Annotated in this window: 17 protein-coding genes; 12 read left to right on the forward strand and 5 right to left on the reverse strand. The window is 64.8% G+C overall.

Annotation, left to right across the window (positions count from 1 at the left end; all coding sequences use genetic code 11):
- Positions 1-65: 65 nt before the first annotated feature.
- Positions 66-1,481: a glycogen synthase GlgA gene (glgA, locus tag K410_RS0112270; protein ID WP_049820022.1), complete on the reverse strand. Its 1,416-nt coding sequence runs from the start codon at positions 1,479-1,481 to the stop codon at positions 66-68.
- A gap of 181 nt (positions 1,482-1,662) precedes the next feature.
- Here glgA and K410_RS0112275 point away from each other — a divergent pair, with 181 nt between their 5' ends.
- The 8 genes from K410_RS0112275 to K410_RS0112310 all read left to right on the forward strand — a co-directional run bounded on the left by K410_RS0112275 (position 1,663) and on the right by K410_RS0112310 (position 10,659).
- Positions 1,663-2,859: a CaiB/BaiF CoA transferase family protein gene (locus K410_RS0112275; protein WP_028135128.1), complete on the forward strand. Its 1,197-nt coding sequence runs from the start codon at positions 1,663-1,665 to the stop codon at positions 2,857-2,859.
- Positions 2,860-2,989: 130 nt separating this feature from the next.
- Positions 2,990-4,534 (forward strand): ABC transporter substrate-binding protein, encoded by a 1,545-nt coding sequence (locus tag K410_RS0112280; protein ID WP_028135129.1) that lies wholly within the window; start codon positions 2,990-2,992, stop codon positions 4,532-4,534.
- Positions 4,535-4,541: 7 nt separating this feature from the next.
- Positions 4,542-5,492, forward strand: a complete 951-nt coding sequence (locus tag K410_RS0112285) for an ABC transporter permease (protein ID WP_028135130.1) — start codon at positions 4,542-4,544, stop codon at positions 5,490-5,492.
- Positions 5,479-6,351 (forward strand): ABC transporter permease, encoded by an 873-nt coding sequence (locus tag K410_RS0112290; RefSeq protein ID WP_028135131.1) that lies wholly within the window; start codon positions 5,479-5,481, stop codon positions 6,349-6,351. The genes K410_RS0112285 and K410_RS0112290 overlap by 14 nt, the downstream gene beginning before the upstream one ends.
- Positions 6,348-7,340 (forward strand): ABC transporter ATP-binding protein, encoded by a 993-nt coding sequence (locus K410_RS0112295; protein WP_028135132.1) that lies wholly within the window; start codon positions 6,348-6,350, stop codon positions 7,338-7,340. Before K410_RS0112290 ends, K410_RS0112295 begins: the two co-directional genes overlap by 4 nt.
- Entirely contained in the window at positions 7,337-8,308 is a 972-nt protein-coding gene (locus tag K410_RS0112300) for an ABC transporter ATP-binding protein (RefSeq protein ID WP_028135133.1), read from the forward strand. Before K410_RS0112295 ends, K410_RS0112300 begins: the two co-directional genes overlap by 4 nt.
- Before the next feature lie 75 nt (positions 8,309-8,383).
- Positions 8,384-9,451 carry an alcohol dehydrogenase gene (locus K410_RS0112305; protein ID WP_028135134.1) on the forward strand — a complete coding sequence of 356 codons (1,068 nt, stop codon included), beginning with the start codon at positions 8,384-8,386 and terminating at the stop codon, positions 9,449-9,451.
- 128 nt (positions 9,452-9,579) lie between these two features.
- Positions 9,580-10,659: an isocitrate/isopropylmalate dehydrogenase family protein gene (locus tag K410_RS0112310; protein ID WP_028135135.1), complete on the forward strand. Its 1,080-nt coding sequence runs from the start codon at positions 9,580-9,582 to the stop codon at positions 10,657-10,659.
- A 31-nt stretch (positions 10,660-10,690) separates the two neighbouring features.
- Here the strand turns inward: K410_RS0112310 and K410_RS0112315 are convergent, their stop codons facing one another.
- The 4 genes from K410_RS0112315 to K410_RS0112330 form a co-directional block, all read right to left on the reverse strand.
- On the reverse strand, positions 10,691-10,972 hold the full coding sequence (locus K410_RS0112315; protein WP_028135136.1) for a hypothetical protein: 282 nt from the start codon (positions 10,970-10,972) through the stop codon (positions 10,691-10,693).
- Between the two features lie 102 nt (positions 10,973-11,074).
- The gene (locus K410_RS0112320; RefSeq protein ID WP_028135137.1) at positions 11,075-11,890 is read right to left on the reverse strand and encodes an enoyl-CoA hydratase; all 816 of its coding nucleotides are present in this window, start codon (positions 11,888-11,890) and stop codon (positions 11,075-11,077) included.
- A 321-nt stretch (positions 11,891-12,211) separates the two neighbouring features.
- Positions 12,212-12,583, reverse strand: a complete 372-nt coding sequence (locus K410_RS0112325; RefSeq protein WP_020608151.1) for a helix-turn-helix domain-containing protein — start codon at positions 12,581-12,583, stop codon at positions 12,212-12,214.
- Between the two features lie 29 nt (positions 12,584-12,612).
- A complete protein-coding gene (locus K410_RS0112330; RefSeq protein WP_028135138.1) occupies positions 12,613-13,662 on the reverse strand; it encodes a LysR family transcriptional regulator in 1,050 nt (349 codons plus the stop codon).
- 405 nt (positions 13,663-14,067) lie between these two features.
- Here K410_RS0112330 and K410_RS0112335 point away from each other — a divergent pair, with 405 nt between their 5' ends.
- The 4 genes from K410_RS0112335 (at position 14,068) to K410_RS0112350 (ending at position 17,572) form a co-directional block, all read left to right on the forward strand.
- Positions 14,068-14,415, forward strand: coding sequence for a hypothetical protein (locus K410_RS0112335; RefSeq protein ID WP_245269365.1), 348 nt, complete (start codon positions 14,068-14,070; stop codon positions 14,413-14,415).
- A 204-nt stretch (positions 14,416-14,619) separates the two neighbouring features.
- The gene (locus K410_RS0112340; RefSeq protein WP_049820023.1) at positions 14,620-15,351 is read left to right on the forward strand and encodes a cytochrome c biogenesis CcdA family protein; all 732 of its coding nucleotides are present in this window, start codon (positions 14,620-14,622) and stop codon (positions 15,349-15,351) included.
- 127 nt (positions 15,352-15,478) lie between these two features.
- Positions 15,479-15,766, forward strand: coding sequence for a hypothetical protein (locus K410_RS0112345; RefSeq protein WP_433994197.1), 288 nt, complete (start codon positions 15,479-15,481; stop codon positions 15,764-15,766).
- Between the two features lie 258 nt (positions 15,767-16,024).
- Positions 16,025-17,572: a peroxidase family protein gene (locus tag K410_RS0112350; RefSeq protein WP_028135142.1), complete on the forward strand. Its 1,548-nt coding sequence runs from the start codon at positions 16,025-16,027 to the stop codon at positions 17,570-17,572.
- The last annotated feature ends 38 nt before the right edge of the window (positions 17,573-17,610 follow it).

The raw sequence follows: 17,610 nt of genomic DNA on the forward strand, positions 1-17,610 counted from the left end.
GCGTCCGGGGCACGAGAGGGCGAGGCGCTCGCAATGACCTGAGTTTGTGGGAGCGCCGAAGCACCTCACACCGACGCCAGCTTCCGGTACAGCGCGCTATAGCTGCCGGCCGAGATGCTCCAGGAGAACGATCGGCCCATGGCGCTGCGGCGCATGGTGTCGAGCTGGTCCTGGGCCATGAAGGCCGAGAAGGCCCGGCGGACGCCGCCGAGGAAGGAATCGCGCGAGGGTTTCGAGAACAGGAATCCGGTCTCGCCGTCGGTGATGGTCTCGGCGAGGCCGCCGGTCTGGTGCCCGATCGGCAGCGAGCCGAAGCGCTGGGCATACATCTGGCTGAGGCCGCACGGCTCGAAGCGCGACGGCATCAGGGTGAAGTCGCTGCCGGCAAAGATGCGGCGTGCCTGGGCATCGTTGAAGCCGATCACGACGCCGATGGCGTCAGGGCGGCGGCGATGCGCGTCGATCAAGGCCTGCTCGAGCGCCGGCTCGCCAGAGCCGGTGACCACGATCTGCCCGCCGGCATCGACGATCTCGTCGGCCGCCGACAGCACGAGGTCGATACCCTTCTGGTGCACGAGGCGCGCGACGATGCCGAACATCGGGCCGCGCGAGACCGCTAAGCCGAACTGCTTGCGGACGTAATCCGCATTGGCCCTCTTGCCGGCCCAGTCGCCGGCGCCGAACTGCTGGGCGAGTTGGGCGCAGGAGCGCGGATCCCAGCTCTCGTCGATGCCGTTGAGGATGCCGGTCAGCTCGGCGGCGTCCGAGCGCAGCCGGAGCAGTCCCTCCAGGCCGCAGCCAAACTCGGCCGTAGTGATCTCGCGCGCATAGGTGCCGCTGACGGTGGTGAGGTGCGAGGCGTAGACGAGGCCGGCCTTGAGGAAGGAGACCTGATCATAGAACTCGACGCCGTCGATGTGGAAGGAGCTCTCCGGTGCCCCGATCCGGCGCAGAGCGTCCTTCGGGAAAAGACCCTGATAGGCGAGGTTGTGGATGGTCAGGATCGACGGCAGCTTGGCGCCGTGCCAGGCAAGGTAGGCCGGCACGAGCGAGGCCTGCCAGTCATTGGCATGGATCAGGTCTGCTGCCCAATTCTTGTCCAGCTTGCCCATGGCCAGCTCAGCGGCGGCGGAGGCAAATCGGGCGAAGCGAATGTCGTTGTCGGGCCAGTCGCGCCCGGACTCGTCGCCATAGGGATTGCCGGGCCGGTCGTAGAGTTGCGAGCAGAGCAGCACGTAGACCGGCAGGCCGTCCTTGGTCGCGGCTCGGCCGAGCGAGCATGCCGGCATTTCCGCGAACGCCGGGCAGCGGCCAACGATCTGAATATGCGTGAGTTGTTCGATGATGTCGCGATAGCCGGGCAGCATGACCCGGATATCGGCAAAGGGGCGAAGCGCGCGGGGGAGAGCTGCGGACACGGCGCCAAGGCCGCCGACGCGGACGAAGTCGTCCATCTCAGTCGTGACGAACAAGACCCTCAAGAACAGCTGCCCTCTTCCGATCCCGTTTGCTGCTATGCAAGAACGGGTCCAGTTGCCCACGAATCTCAAAGCCCGCCCACGCGGCACGTCCGTTCGGTAAAGACTTTCCTACTCAGCCGCCGCCCTCTAGGGTCGCCGCATCAACAAGAGAGAACATTGAAGGTTCCAAGGGGCTTCGGGGATGCAGCTAGCAGATAAGCATGAGGGGACAACGACAAAGGCCTTCGCCGGCCTCCGGGTGCTGGATTTTTCGACCACCATCGCCGGTCCTCACTGCGCGCGGATGCTTGCCGACATGGGCGCCGAGGTCATCAAGATCGAGACCGAGGGCGGCGAGACGATGCGGACCCGGCCGCCGCTGCGCAACGGCTGCAGCACCACGTTCGGCCAGCTCAATGTCGGCAAGAAGAGCGTGGTGCTCGACCTCAAATCGGAGGACGGCAGGGAGGCGGTCCGCCGGCTGGTCGCGACGTCGGACATCCTGGTCGAGAACTTCCGCCCCGGCGTGATGCACCGGCTGCGGCTCGACTATGACAGGCTGCGCGCCGTCAATCCGAGGTTGATCTATTGCTCGATCTCCGGCTACGGCCAGAGCGGCCCTTCGGCCGAGCTGCCGGCCTATGCGCCGGTAATCCATGCCGCCTCCGGCTACGACATGGCGCATCTGGCCTACCAGCCCGGCCGCAACCGTCCCGATTATTGCGGCATCTATCACGCCGACGTCGTCACCGGCACCTATGGCTTCGGCGCGATCGCCTCCGCGCTCTATCAGCGGACCGTGACCGGGCTCGGCCAGCATATCGACGTGTCCATGCTGGAATCGATGCTGTCGCTGACGCTGACCGAGCTGCAGGGCGCGCAATTCGCCGTGAAGCCGCCGCCGCGCCCGATGTTCGGACCGACCGAGACGGCAGACGGCTACGTCATGATCACGGTCGCCAGCGAAAAGACGTTCCAGGGATTGATGGGCGTGATCGGCCACGGCGAATGGATCACCGACCCGCGCTTCTCGACCTATGCCCCGCGTCGCGAGAATTGGGCCGAGGTGATGGACGGGGTCGAGGCCTGGTCGCGGCAGCTCACGACCGATGCGTGTCTTGCTGCGCTCGGCGCGGCCGGCGTGCCGGCTTCGGCCTATCGCACCGTGGCCGAGGCGCTGGCCGATCCGCAGCTCGCGCACCGGCAGGCGCTCACGTCCGTGCAGGACGAGGGCGGCTCCTTCAAAGTGCTCAACCTGCCGTTCCGGATGTCGGGCGCCGACACCGTGCCCGCCACGACGATGGCCGGGCTCGGCGAACATACCGATGCGCTGCGCGAGGAGATCGGCCTCGCCGACGATGCGCCAATTCCGACAGGCAAAACAGCCGCGACACGCTGAGCAACGTTGCGCCGCACTGCGGCGTGTGATCTTCCACGCGTTCCTCTTGCGGTGGCGCGCTTTTGCCGCCACTCTCGCCTCCAGTCATTCAGCGATCCGAAACATCGGACGAGGGATCCGGGGAGGAACCATGACGAAGATTGCTGCTGCGGCGCGCAAGCACGCGCCGATATTCCTTGTTGCGGCATTTGCCCTCCTTCCACTGACTGGGCCTGCGCAGGCGCAGAAGTCCGGCGGCAGCATCACCGTCGGCCAGGAGCTGGAGATTGCAGGCTTCGATCCCCTGAAAGTCGGCGTCTACGACACCTCGACCTTCACGGCTGCCGCCGCCATCTTCGACACGCTCACAACGCTTGACGAGAAGGGACAGGCCGCGCCGAAGCTCGCGGTGTCCTGGACTCATTCCGACGACTACATGACGTGGACCTTCAAGCTGCGCGAGGGAGTGAAATTCCACGACGGCACGCCGTTCAATGCGCAGGCCTTCAAGGAGAATTTCGACCGGCAGAAGGATCCCGCCAACAAGTGCCGCTGCGCGTTCTACATCACCAACATCAAGGAAGTGCTGGCGCCGGACGAATACACCCTGGTCTACAAGCTCACCGACCCTTCGGTGAATCTGCCGGCGGTAATCACGATCCAGAGCCAGAACAACGCGGTGCATTCGCCGACGGCGTGGAAGACCAAGGGCGACGACTACAATCGCAATCCCGTCGGCACCGGTCCCTACATCCTGAAGTCATGGACCGCCGGCGACCGCATGGTGCTGGAGAAGAATCCAAACTACTGGGACAAGGGCCGGCCCTATCTCGACCGCATCATCCTGAAGCCGCTGCCCGACGCGCAGTCGCGCTTCGCCTCGCTGCAATCGGGAGAGGCCGACATCATCTGGGACGACGAGAACGACGCCGACAACATCATGAAGGCGCAGAAGGATCCCAAGCTCACGGTGCACACCTACAAGGGCTCGGGCGCGGCGGTCTACGCCTTCAACACCAAGGTCGCGCCGTTCGACGATGTCCGCGTGCGCCAGGCGCTGGTGATGGCGATCGACCGCCCGAAGATGTCGCAGGCGATCACCAACGGTCTGAGCCGGCCCGCGAGCAATCCTTACGGTGACGGCTCCTGGGTCAAATGCAAGGACGACGGCGCGCTGCCGTTCGACGTCGAGAAGGCCAAGGCTCTGATCAAGGATTACGGCAAGCCGGTCGAGTTCAAGATGCTGGTGACCGCGACGCCGCGCGGCCGCATGGTCGGACAGGTGCTGCAGCAGTTCTGGAAGCGCGTCGGCGCCAACATGGAGATCGAGCAGGTCGACCAGGCCACCATTCCCTCGCGCGCCTTCACCCGCCAGTTCCAGATGACGCCGTGGCGCATCGTCGATCTCGCCGATCCCGATCCGCAGATGTACGCGAATTTCCGCAGCGGCAGCCCGCTGGCGCTCGCCGGATACTCAAACCCCGAGCTCGACAAACTGCTGGACCATGCGCGCGTCACGGCCGATCTCGGCCAGCGCAGCGAGGATTACTGCGCCATCAGCCGCCTGATCAACAAGGAGGCGATCTGGTTCTGGACCTTCCAGAACACCTATTACGCGCTGTCGAGCGCCAAGCTGAAGGGCTTCCCGAAGATGTACAACGGCGTGATCGACGTCTCGAGGACCTGGCTGGAATGATCGCGCGATGCTGAACTTCGTTGTTCGGCGGCTGCTTGCCATGCTGCCGGTGCTGCTCGCTGTCTCGCTGCTGACGTTCCTGATTGCCTCGCTGCTGCCGGGCGACCTCGCTCTCGTCATCCTCGGCGATCAGGCGACGCCGGAGAACGTGGCGGCGCTCCGCCGCGACATGGGGCTCGACCAGCCGCTGTGGTGGCGCTATCTCAGCTGGCTCGGCCAGGTCCTGCAGGGCGATCTCGGCCGCTCGTTCCGCACCGGGCAGACGGTGTTGCAGGCGGTCGCCGAGCGCATTCCGGTCTCGCTGCAATTGATGCTGATGGCCGAGTTCCTCGGCCTCCTGATCGGCGTTCCCGTCGCGATCGCCTGTGCCGCGCGCGCCGGCGGCGCGTTCGACCGCTTCATGACCGGCAGCGCGTTCGCGATGCTGTCGATGCCGTCCTTCCTGGTGGCGATCCTGCTGATCTATCTGTTCGCGGTCGAGCTGCACTGGCTGCCGGCGACCGGCTATGTGCCGTTCACCGAGGCGCCGCTCAGCAATCTGCGCTTCTTCGTGCTGCCGGCGCTGACGCTCGCCCTCGCCGAATGGCCTGGAATCATGCGGGTGCTGCGTTCCGACATGATCGCGACCCTGCAGGAGGACTATATCGCGCTCGCCAAGGCAAAAGGCCTCAAGCCCGCGCGCATCCTGTTCGTCCATGCGCTGAAGCCGTCGTCGCTGACCCTGGTGACGGTGACCGGCATCAATATCGGCCGTCTGCTCGGCGGCACGCTGATCGTGGAATCGATCTTCGCGCTGCCCGGCATCGGCCGCCTCCTGGTCGGGGCGATCTATACCCGCGACCTCGTCATCCTCCAGGGCGTGGTGCTGCTGGTCGCCTGCGGCTTCGTCATCGTGAATTTCATCGTCGACATGCTCTACGCCGTGCTCGACCCCAGGATCCGCCATGGCCACGCTTGAGCTCTCGCTGCAGGACGAGGCGGCGCCCGTGCCGGTCGGCCGCAAGCGCAAGCTCGGCCTGCTGTTCTGGATCGCGAGCAGCTGGCTTGCGATCATCCTCGCGCTCGCGATCCTCGCGCCCGTGCTGCCGCTGCAGAATCCCATCGACATGGACATGCTGGAGCGCCGCGCCGCGTTCTCTTCCGAGCACTGGCTGGGGACCGACGGGCTCGGCCGCGACGAGCTCGCCCGCCTGATCTTCGGCGCGCGGACCTCGCTGACGGTCGGGCTGATCGCGCCGATGATCGGTCTTGCCATCGGCGGCGCGCTCGGCCTGCTCGCCGGCTATTTCCGCGGCCGGTTCGAGACCATCGTGGTCGGCAGCATGGACGTGCTGCTGGCCTTTCCGCCGCTGATCTTCGCGCTTGCCGTGACCGCCTATCTCGGCCAGTCCGTCCCCAATCTCACCGTGATCCTCGGCGTGCTCGGCATTCCCGCCTTCATGCGCGTGGCGCGGGCGGCCACGCTGACGCTGGCGCGGCGGGAATTCGTGATCGCGGCCGAGGCGCTCGGCGCCAGCCATGCGCGCATCCTGCTGCGCGAGCTGCTGCCGAACGTGATCCTGCCGCTGCTCGCCTTCTTCCTGCTCGGCGTCGCCGTCACCATCGTGGTCGAGGGGGCGCTGTCCTTCCTCGGCCTCGGCGTGCCGCCGCCGATGGCGAGCTGGGGCAGCATGATCGGGGAAGGGCGCGACAGCCTCGACGTCGCGCCGCGGCTGGCGTTCCTGCCGGCGACCGGACTTTTCGTGACCGTGCTGGCCTTCAATCTGGTCGGCGACACCTTGCGGGCGCTGACCGACCCGCGCCAGGGGGCGCTGTGAGCGCCCCGCTATTGACCATCGCGGACGTCACCGTCGAGCTGCCGACGCCGCGCGGCAATTTGCGCGCGGTGGATCATGTCGATCTGTCGCTGCAGGCGGGCCGCACGCTCGGCATCGTCGGCGAATCCGGCTGCGGCAAGACCATGCTGTCGCGCGCCGTGCTGCAGCTGCTGCCGAAGAAAGCAAAGCTCACGGGCCGCGTGATGTTCGACGGCCAGGATCTGGTGCAGCTCGCGCCGGAAAGCCTGCGGCGGCTGCGCGGCCGCGATCTCGCGGTCGTGTTCCAGGATCCCATGACCTCGCTCAATCCGGTGCTCACGATCGGCACGCAGTTGATGGAGACGATCCAGGAGCATCTCGAACTCGATGCTCCGGCGGCGAAGGCGCGCAGCATCGAACTCTTGGCCGCCGTTGGCATTCCCGCGCCGGAGCAGCGGCTCGCGCAATACCCGCATCAATGTTCCGGCGGCATGCGCCAGCGCATCGCGATCGCGATCGCGCTGTCCTGCGAGCCGAAGCTCTTGATCGCGGACGAGCCGACGACCGCGCTCGACGTCACCATCCAGGCGCAGATCCTCGATCTGCTCGCGCGCGAGCAGCGCCGCCGTCATATGGCGATGATCATCATCACCCACGATCTCGGCGTCGTCGCCGGCCGTGCCGACGAGGTTGCGGTGATGTATGCGGGCAGGGTGGTGGAGCGCGCTCCGACCTCGGCGTTGTTCAAGCGCATGCACATGCCCTACACCGAGGCGTTGCTGGCAGCGATCCCCAAGCTGGATGCCGCGCCGCATACGCCGCTGCCGGCCATCTCCGGCCGTCCGCCCGATCCGACGCGGCCGCTGCGTGGCTGCTCCTTCGCGCCGCGCTGCCGTTATGCCACCGGCCGCTGTCGTGAGGCCAAGCCGGCGCTGGCAAGCGCCGAAATGCCTGATCATCTTTACGCGTGCTTCCACCCGATCCAGATGGCGGAAGGAGTTGGCGCATGATGCAGCTTGCCGTGCGCGCCGAGCCGCTTCTGAACGTCGACAATCTCGTCGTCGAGTATGGCCTCGGCAACAAGATTGTGCATGCCGTCTCGGGAGTCAGCTTTCAGGTCGCGCGCGGCGAGACGCTGGGGCTGGTCGGCGAATCCGGCTGCGGCAAGTCGACGCTGGGGCGTGCGGTGCTGCAATTGCGCCGCGCCAGATCCGGCCGCGTGCTGTTCGACGGCGAGGACCTCACCGCGATGGAGGGCGAGGCGCTGCGCAGGATGCGCCGCCGCGTGCAGCTGATCTTCCAGGACCCGATCGCCTCGCTTAACCCGCGCCGCCGGATCGGCGACATCGTGGCCGAGCCGCTGATCATCGCCGGCGTCAAGGATGCGGCCGAGCGCAGGCGGCGCGTCCACGAGGTGCTGTCGGCGGTCGGGCTCGATCCTGAGCTCGTCGCTGGGCGCCTGCCGCACGAGTTCTCCGGCGGCCAGTGCCAACGCATCTGCATCGCGCGGTCACTCGTGCTCAATCCCGAGTTCATCGTCTGCGACGAGCCGGTCTCGGCGCTCGACGTCTCGATCCGCGCGCAGATCCTCAACCTGCTGGAGGAGATGAAGGCGCGCTTCGGCCTGACGCTGCTGTTCATCGCGCATGATCTTGCTGTGGTCAAAGCGGTCAGCGACCGCGTCGCGGTGATGTATCTCGGCCGGCTTTGCGAGGTCGGCCCTGCCGAGCAATTGTTCGCGAGGCCGGCACATCCCTATACGGAGCTGTTGCTGCAGGCGATCCCGGTGCCCGATCCGGACGTTCGTCCCGCCGAGAGCGTAGCGGGCGGCGAGCCGCCATCGCCGATTGCGCCGCCGTCCGGGTGCCGCTTCCGCACCCGCTGCCCGCGGGCCGATCAGCGATGCAGCGCGGAGATACCGGAGTTGCGTGAAGTCGCATCCGGCCAGTTCGCGGCTTGCCATCATCCGCTGGCCTGAACTAAGACCGGTTTGTCTCGCCTTGCCGGCCATGGCATGGTGGCGCGGCGACAAGAAGCATGCGGGAGGACGTCGATGAAGAGTTACAAGGTTGCCGATTTCAAGGCGCCGCTGCAGGAGTTCGACGAAGCGACGCCGCAGCCGTCGGGCACGCAGGTGCTGATCAAGGTGAAGGCCGCCGGCGTCTGCCACAGCGATCTCCACATCTGGGAAGGCGGTTACGATCTCGGCCACGGCCGCAAGCCGCTGTCGCTGAAGGACCGCGGCATCAGCCTGCCGCTGACCATGGGCCACGAGACCGTCGGTGAAATCCTGGCGTTCGGCCCCGACGTGAAGCCGACCGACCAGGGCGAGCTGAAGATCGGCGACGTCGGGCTGGTCTATCCCTGGATCGGCTGCGGCAAGTGCGCCACCTGCCTTGCCGGTGACGAGAACATGTGCCTGACGCCGCGCTCGCTCGGCGTCTATTGCGACGGCGGCTATTCCGATCACATGCTGGTGCCGCATCCGCGCTATCTGCTCAATCTGCGAGGGCTCGATCCGGCGACGACCGCGCCCTATGCCTGCTCGGGCGTCACCACCTACAGCGCGCTGAAGAAGGTCGAGCAGCATTTCGACACGCCGATCGTGATGTTCGGCGCGGGCGGTCTTGGCCTGATGGCGCTGTCGCTGTTGAAGGCGATGGGCGGCAAAGGCGCGATCATGGTCGATATCGACGCCAGGAAGCGCGAGGCGGCGGAGAAGGCCGGCGCGCTCGCCACCGTCGATCCCAAGGCACCGGATGCGCTGGAGCAGCTTGCCAGGAAAGCGGGCGGGCCGATCCGGGCCGTGATCGACCTCGTGGGCAATGCAGCGACGACGCAGCTCGGTTTCGACTGCCTCACCAAGGGCGGCAAGCTCGTCATCGTTGGCCTGTTCGGCGGCGGTGCGACCTGGGCACTGCCGCTGATTCCGATCAAGGCGATCACGATCCAGGGCAGCTATGTCGGCAACTTGCGCGAAACGCAGGAGCTGCTTGATCTCGTGCGGACCAAGAAGGTGCCGCCGATCCCCGTCACGACGGCCCCGCTCGCCAAGGCCAACGACGCGCTGCTGCAATTGCAGCAGGGCGCGGTGGTCGGGCGCACGGTGCTGACGCCGTAATCCATCTGTCATTCCGGGGCGGTCCGTAAGGACCGAACTACGGTGCGCAATTGCGCACCTGAGAATCTCGAGATCCCGGGTTCGGCTCTTCGAGCCGCCCCGGGATGACGCGTCCTACAGGAACTCCCATGTCCGCAAATAACGCCTTCCACATTGCCGTGCTCGCCGGGGACGGCATCGGTCCCGAAGTCATGGCGCCCGCACTCGAGGTGCTGCGCAAGGTCGGCGAGAAATCGGGCCTCGGCTTCCGTTTCACCGAGGCACCGGCCGGGGCGACCAATTATCGGGCGACCGGCAAGTCGATGCCGGATTCGACGATCAAGCTGTGCGAGGAGGCGGATGCGATCCTGCTCGGGGCCTGTGGCCTGCCGTCGGTGCGCTATCCCGACAATACCGAGATCGCGCCGCAGATCGAGCTGCGCTTCATCTTCGATCTCTATGCCGGCGTGCGACCCGCGCGCCTCATTCCCGGTGTGCCGAGCCCGATCGTCGGTGCCGACCAGCGCGGCATCGATCTCGTCGTGATCCGCGAATCCACGGAAGGGCTGTTCGCTTCGATGGGAAAGGGCGTCGTCACCCACGAGGACGCGCGTGAAACCATGGTGATCACGCGCCGGACCTCCGAGCGCCTGTTCGAGTTTTCGTTTCGCCTGGCCGAGCGGCGCAAGGCGCGCGGCAAGCCGGGGATGCTCACCTGCGTCGACAAGGCGAATGTGTTCAAGGCGTTTGCATTCTTCCGCGGCATCTTCGATGAGATCGCGAAGAAGCATCCTGACGTGAAGACCGACCGGCTCTATGTCGATGCCTGCTCGGCGATGCTGGTGAAGCGCCCCTGGGATTTCGACGTGATGGTGATGGAGAACATGTTCGGCGACATCGTCTCCGACATCACAGCCAGCCTGATCGGCGGCCTCGGCATGGCGCCGTCAGCCGATATCGGCGACAAATACGCGGTTTTCCAGCCCTGTCATGGCACCGCGCCCGATATCATGGGGCAGGGCAAGGCCAATCCCACCGGCATGATCCTGTCGGCGGCGATGATGCTGGACTGGCTCGCCGACAAGCACGGCGTCGAGAGCGCCGCGGACGCGGGCGAGACGATCGAGCGGGCGGTGGATCAGGTCTATGCCGGCGGCATCAAGCCGATGGAATTCGGCGGCAGCAACGGCACGGCGGATATTGCGAAGGCCGTGCTGGAGGCGCTGTAATTAAAGAAAAAGGGCCCGCGGGCCCCTTGGTTCACCAGCGCCGCCAGTGATGGTGATGACGCCAGCCCCACGGACGCGGGCCGTAGAAGCGCGGGCCGCCGTAATAGCCGTAGGCGCGGTAGTAATTCGGGCGCCACCAGCAACGGCCCCAGGGGTTACAGACCCAACGCACCTGATCGACGTCGGCGGCCGGGCCCTTTGCAAGCTGGTTCGCCTGCGGAATGCCGTTCGGCATGGCCGCGAGGGCCGGTCCCGAAGCGAGCGCCACACCGCCGATGGCAGCCAGACCGAGCACAGCAAGTTTGAATGTCATCGCAACCTCCCTCAATGATGGCGGGAGAACTATGGCGCGATCAACTGGTTGCTGCCGCAGCAAGCTGCACGAGGAATTTAATCTTCCTGAATAGAGGTTCAGCTACCTGCCCTGGAACCGCGGTTTGCGCTTCTCCATGAAGGCCTGCCGGCCCTCGCGGAAATCCGCGCTGTCCATGCAGGCATGGCCGATCGCCTTGATGGCGTCCATGTCGCGCTGGCCTTCGTCCTTCAGCACCTGAGCGATCGTGATCTTCGCGGCCTTGATCGCGAGCGGCGCGTTCTCGGAGATGGCATGCGCGATCGCCATCGTCTCACCCCACAGCTCATCGATCGGGAACAGGCGCTCGACGAGGCCGATCCGCAGCGCCTCCGCGGACTCGATGCGCATGCCCGTGTACATCAGCAGCCGGGCCCAGGACGGGCCGACCAACGATACCAGATGCTTCAGGCCGTCATAACCATAGGCGATGCCGAGCCTGGCCGCGGGAATGCCGAACTGGCTGCCATGAGCGGCGAGACGGATATCGGCGAGCATCGCGACCTGCATGCCGCCGCCGAGACAGAAGCCCTCGATGCAGGCGATCGTCGGCTTGGGAAAGTCGGCGAGCAATGCGCGCTGGGCCGCGCTGCGCTTGGCGTATTGCTCGGACGCCGCCGCATTATGGCGGGTCTTCTCGAACTGGCTGATGTCGGCCCCGGAGACGAAGGCCTTGCCGCCGGCGCCGCGCAGGATCACGACGCGCACCGTCTCGTCGTCGCGCAGGGCCGTCAGTGCCTCGCCAAATCCCTCCCACATCTCCAGCGACATCGCGTTGCGCTTGTCGGGATTGTTGAAGGTGATCACGCCGACGCCGTCAATGACGCGCTTGAGGATCTTGCCGTCGGCGTAGGATTTCTCATCGGAAGTGTCGGGCATCGCGCGCTCGCTTGTCATTGACAAGGTGCAATGTGCTGCGAGGGCATCGCCGCGGTCAACGGTAACAGGCGAGGCAACTTGCATCCGCCTGTGCCGCCATTGCATGGCGGCGGTGCCGCCGCGCCGGCAAGACAGGACGAGCGACACGGAATCTGATAACAAAAGAAGCGGTCAGACCGCCCGGGAAGCGAAGGCCGCGCGCGGAAAGCGCGCGGGCCAAGACGGACGCAAGGACATGCGATCCGGGTCCCGTTCAATCCGGCCGCGCCCCGTGACGCGGCGGATTGAAGATCGGCCGTAAAGGCCGATCGTCGGTCGATCTCAGCTTTCGTTCGCCGCGATCGATTCCATCAGCGAGACCAGCTGACGCTGCACCGTCTGGTCCTTGATCTTGCTGTAGGCACGCAGCAGGCGCAGGCTGAAGGCCGAATCGAGGAAGAGCAGGCTCTCGACTTCGCGCGCCTTGTTGTCGCCGTCGTAGAAGAAGGTCACCGGCACGTCGAGCGCGGAGGCGATCTGCTGAAGGCGAGCTGCGCCCACGCGATTGACGCCCTTCTCGTACTTCTGGACCTGCTGGAAGCTGACGCCGAGCTTCTCGCCGAGCTCGGCCTGCGAGATCTTCATCTCGACGCGCCGCAGGCGGATCCGCTTGCCAAGCTCGATGTCCGGCTTGCCGGCACTACGCTGCTTCATTCTCTTTGCCGCTGCTTTCATCTTCGTTCTCACCTTTGTTCTTCGGTTGAAAATCCCCCGAAGAGCTGGGTCAGGGGTTCGCCCATGTACGAGTCCTTGAATTCATGCGGGTGCACGAACTCTTCCTTAAACCACGGGAAACGAGCTGGACTGAACGCTTCGATCAGCCAGTCGATCATGTGCCGCACGCGCGGAATACGGCCGCTACCGGGATGGTAGGACAGCCAGATATCCAGCGGCCGGTTCAGCTCGACCTCCAGTGGAATCAATTTCCCGCCAAGCGCAATGGCGTAGCTGGGGAAGACGCCGATGCCGGCGCCATTCGCGACCGCCCAATAGTTGGCGCTCGAGACATTGGTCTTCATGACCAGAAGGTCCCGTTCCGAAACGCCCGGGAAGAAGCTTTCGAAGGATTCCTTGGCGGCGAGCTGGTCGGCGAATTGCAGCACCAGGCGATGCTTGATCAGTTCCGCCGCCGAACGCGGCGCGCCGTGTTTTGCGATGTACTTCTCCGAGGCCCAGAACATCAGGTGCATGCGGCCGAGCCGAACCAGCTTGATGTCGAGGGCCGAGGGACGGGACAGATGGATGGCGACGTCGGCCTCGTGGCGCGAGACATCGGCCGAGCGCATCGCGCAATGCAGGTCGACCAGGATCTTGGGATAGGCCTGCTGGAATTCGACCAGGCGCGGCGCAAGCCAGAACGTGCCGAGCCCCTCGGTGACGGCGACCCGGACCTCGCCGGACAGCGCGTTGGCCATCGAATCGCTGGCCCGCAGCACGTCGAAGGTGGCAGCCTCCATGCGCTCGACGGCGGACACCACCAGCGCGCCTTCATCGGTCAGATGGGTGCCGTGGACGTCGCGGGTGAACAGCGTGGTGCCGGTCTGGCGTTCGAAATCGTCGATCCGCCGGCGCACCGCGTTGATCGACAGCGACAGGCGTTCGGCCGCCGACCGGAAACTTCCGCATCGGACGACTTCAAGAAATATGCGGGCCGCATCCCAATCCGAGAGGCCGCTGAGATTTGTCTTTGGGCGTTCCGCCAGAGGAACGCCCCTTTCCGCCAAGGAGTGCATACAAGTCCCTTCGGACAGCTAAACTGGCAGAATCTGGCGCAAACCACAACCACTGCGGGTTGGGGGATGATGAGTTTTGAACTGTCATCCTTACCATCTAGGGTGAGTGGTATTTAGGTGCTGCCATGGGCTGGGAATCGGGTGAATTTGTCGCCTGTGCGAGGGGTGTGGCGTGGGTTCCGTTGCGAGCCGTGAAATGGCTGCGGGATTGCAGGCGCTGTCCGCGATGACCGTCTTTGTGCGCAAGCCTGCGCCGTCTCGGTCGATGGATCAATTGCAGCACGCCAAGCGTTTCCTTTTCAATCGCTTCGAACGGCGCGAACAGCGCGGCGCGGCCACGTTGGCCGGAATCGCAGTTCCACGGCGGAAACCAACTGAAATCAGGTTCAGAGGGGCAGCGGCCTCATGCTATCCTGGGAATTCCAGGGGCGCCGAGGGGATCGTCACAATCACGTCTCGCAGGCCGAATTAACGGAAAGAACGCCGGTGTCGCATTCAGACGAACAATTGCAGTCGGTGCTGGAAACACTCGAGGGATGCCGCAAGGTTCTCAATGCGTGCAACAGCCGGGAATCGGCCGATCTGCTCTCCATCGTCATCCTCGACGTCAGGATGAAGCTCAAAGGAATAGACAGTGCCGATCTCAAGGCATTGTGCGATGAAATGCTGCGGAGCGCTGCGAGCGCGCCGCCGACCCCTTCCAAGCAGACGCAGGACCAGCCCCGGCGTCCGCTGCTCCGCGTGGTGAAGTAGCCGCGCCGCCGAACCTCGCTTTTTGGCGAGGTTTGTGCGCGTCTCGATGCCGCACCTGTGATCGCAGACGGCATCGGGCGGAGCCCTGGTTTCGTGCGCCTCTGTTGCGCATTCTCCGGCATCGGCTACACCAGAGCCGGTTCGCTCCGGCCGGGCGCATTCCCCGCGCGCCGTACCGGTACCTGAGATGGCTCAGACGGCATCATGCAAAATGTTTCGATCCCGGCGGCTCTGATTGCCGGCCTCGTCAGTTTCCTTTCGCCTTGCGTCCTGCCGCTGGTCCCGCCCTATCTGGTCTACCTCACGGGCGCCACGATCGAGCATGTCGAGAGCGACGAGCCAGTGGAGGCCTCCAAGCGCGCCATCCTGTTGTCGGCGCTGCTGTTCGTGCTGGGATTCTCCACGATATTCGTCGCGCTCGGCGCCAGCGCCTCGCTGATCGGCGGGCTGATCCGGGCCTGGTCGGCGGAGCTGTCGATCCTCGCCGGCATCGTCATCATGGTCATGGGCCTGCACTTCCTCGGGCTGACGCGCATCGGCCTGCTGATGCGCGAGGGACGGCTGCCGATCCCGAAGCCGGTCGGCCTCTGGGGCGCCTATATCATGGGCCTCGCCTTCGCCTTCGGCTGGACGCCCTGTATCGGCCCGATCCTCGCCGCGATCCTGTCGATCGCCGCGGCTGAAACCACGGTGATGAAGGGCGCGGGTCTGCTCGCGGTCTATTCCGCGGGCCTCGGTATTCCCTTCCTGATCGCCGCCCTGATGATCGAGCAGTTCTCGGCACTGTTCGCGCGCATGAAGGGCCACCTTGTCAATGTCGAACGCGCCATGGGCGTCCTGATGGTGATCACCGGCATCGGCTTTCTCACCGGCGCAGTCTCGAATGTGAGCATCTGGCTGCTGGAGACCTTTCCAGCGCTGCAGACGATCGGCTAGCTGCCCCACGGGAACCGGGTTTTCACGGATAAAAGCCGCAAGGAACCGTTGAGAACCGTCAGGCATGCTACCTGAGAGCAGGTCTCCAACCTTTCCGATCCCGAGGCGTTGGAGCACGGACAATTGCATGATGGGAGATCTCGTGACCAAGACAGTGCGCCTAGAGCCCTTGTCGGGCAACGTGGCCCTGGTGGCCTGGCAATTCGTCGGACAGCCCTTGCAGGAGTGGCCAAGCTGGGTTCAGTCGAGTTGCTCGCTTCAGAAGGATGACGAGGGAAAATTCGAGCTTCGGCACGAGCGGCGTAACGGCACCCAGATCGTCTATCTCGGCGAGTGGCTGGTGCGAGATCTCGATGGCGGCGTCGATTTCTACACCGACGCCGAGATCTGGACGCGGTTCGCTGCGAAACGCTGAAGCGCGACGCGATCGCCGCGGATCGTGCGTCACGCCTTAGTCTTTCTTGCTTGAGCTCCGAGCGGTCAAAAGCCCGTGTCGTCAGTGGGGCAAAAAGCCTCGCCGGTAGGACACACCTGCATATGCAATCTGTGGTAATATCTCATCTTACTGCACCCTGAGGGGCAATTTTCAAAGACCTATACTGAAACGGGAATTTCAGCCCAATCGACAACTTCGTCGCCCCTCTCCACACAGCATTTTAAGCAGGAGCAAGCGATGGGAACCGACGTCAACCTTCATCCCGGTCATGGCAAGGCCGGACGTCAGCCGACGCGCCAATTTCTCGATACGCTTTCTGGACACGAAGATCCGGGCATGTTTGGGCGGATGTTTCCGACCCTGGAGCCGCTGGCTGTCGACGATGGCCCGCTCCATGAACTCGCCGATGCAATGAAGGACCCCAATCCCGGCGATCCCGCAGGAAACAATGCCAACGTACCCGCCGGCTTCACCTATCTTGGACAATTCGTCGACCACGACATCACGCTCGACCTGACCTCCTTCGGCGAGAAGGAAGCTGATCCGATGGCGGTGACGAATTTTCGCACGCCCGCCCTCGATCTCGACAGCATCTATGGTCTTGGTCCGGACGGAAGCCGCCACCTGTACGCGCGCAATTCGGCGAGCGACAGCGGCAAGACTCCGGGTCCCAAGCTCCTGATCGGCAAGACCGTCAACGTCGATGACATTACCGGGGACCATCGCAACGACCTGCCGCGCAATCCCGAGGGGTTTGCCCTGATCGGCGATCACCGTAACGACGAGAATCTGCTCGTCGCGCAAACCCACCTTGCGATGCTGAAGTTCCACAACAAGGTCTGCGATCAGCTCGCGGCGTCGGGCAAGCCGGCGGGCGAGATCTTCGAGGAGGCGCGCCGGATCGTGACCTGGCACTATCAATGGATGGTCCTGCACGATTTCGTCGAGCGGATCACCGAGAAGGGGATCGTGGCGAAGATTCTCGAGCAGGGGCGGCGCTTCTACCGCTTCAAGAAGACGCCCTACATGCCCGTCGAGTTTTCAGGCGCCGTCTATCGGCTCGGCCACAGCATGGTTCGTCAAGCCTACAGCCACAACAGGATCTTCACATTCGGACCAGGCAACATCCCGGCGACCCTCGACCTGCTGTTCAGGTTCACCGGGCTGTCGGGAGGGATCATTGGAGATCTCGCGCCCAATCCGATCCAGCCGCCGCTCCCGCTTCCGGTGCTTTCGAGCAACTGGATCATCGACTGGCGGCGCTACTTTCAGGTCCTGCCCAACAATCCTCCGGGCGTGGGGTTCAATCCGTCGCGCAAGATCGATCCGTTCGTCGTGCCGCAGCTCCACACCTTGCCGGGCGACGGCGGCAGCCTGCCGTTCCGCAATCTCAAACGCGGCGTGTTGCTGGGACTGCCGTCCGGACAGGACGTCGCCAAGGCCATGAAGATCAAGAATCCACTGTCCCCGGAAGAAATCTCGAAGGGGAGCGACGGTGCTGTGGCGAAGAAGCATGGTCTGCACCAGCACACCCCGCTCTGGTACTACATCCTCAAGGAGGCCGAGCAGCGGGGCGGCGGTGAACGGCTCGGGCCGGTCGGTGCGACGCTGCTCGCCGAGGTCTTCGTCGGCCTCGTCCATGGCGACCACCAGTCGTATCTTTGGGTCAAGGGCAAGAGCTGGAAACCGACGCTTCCATCGCAAGTGCCGGGCGAATTCACGATGGCCGATCTCTTGCGTTTCGTCGGCGATATCAGCCCGATCGACGGCATCTCGACCGTCTAGTCCTGGTCCCCGCCGGCGTTGCAGGCGATGGGGTAGAC

The organism is Bradyrhizobium sp. 22 (assembly GCF_000482425.1).
Lineage (GTDB): Bacteria > Pseudomonadota > Alphaproteobacteria > Rhizobiales > Xanthobacteraceae > Bradyrhizobium > Bradyrhizobium japonicum_B.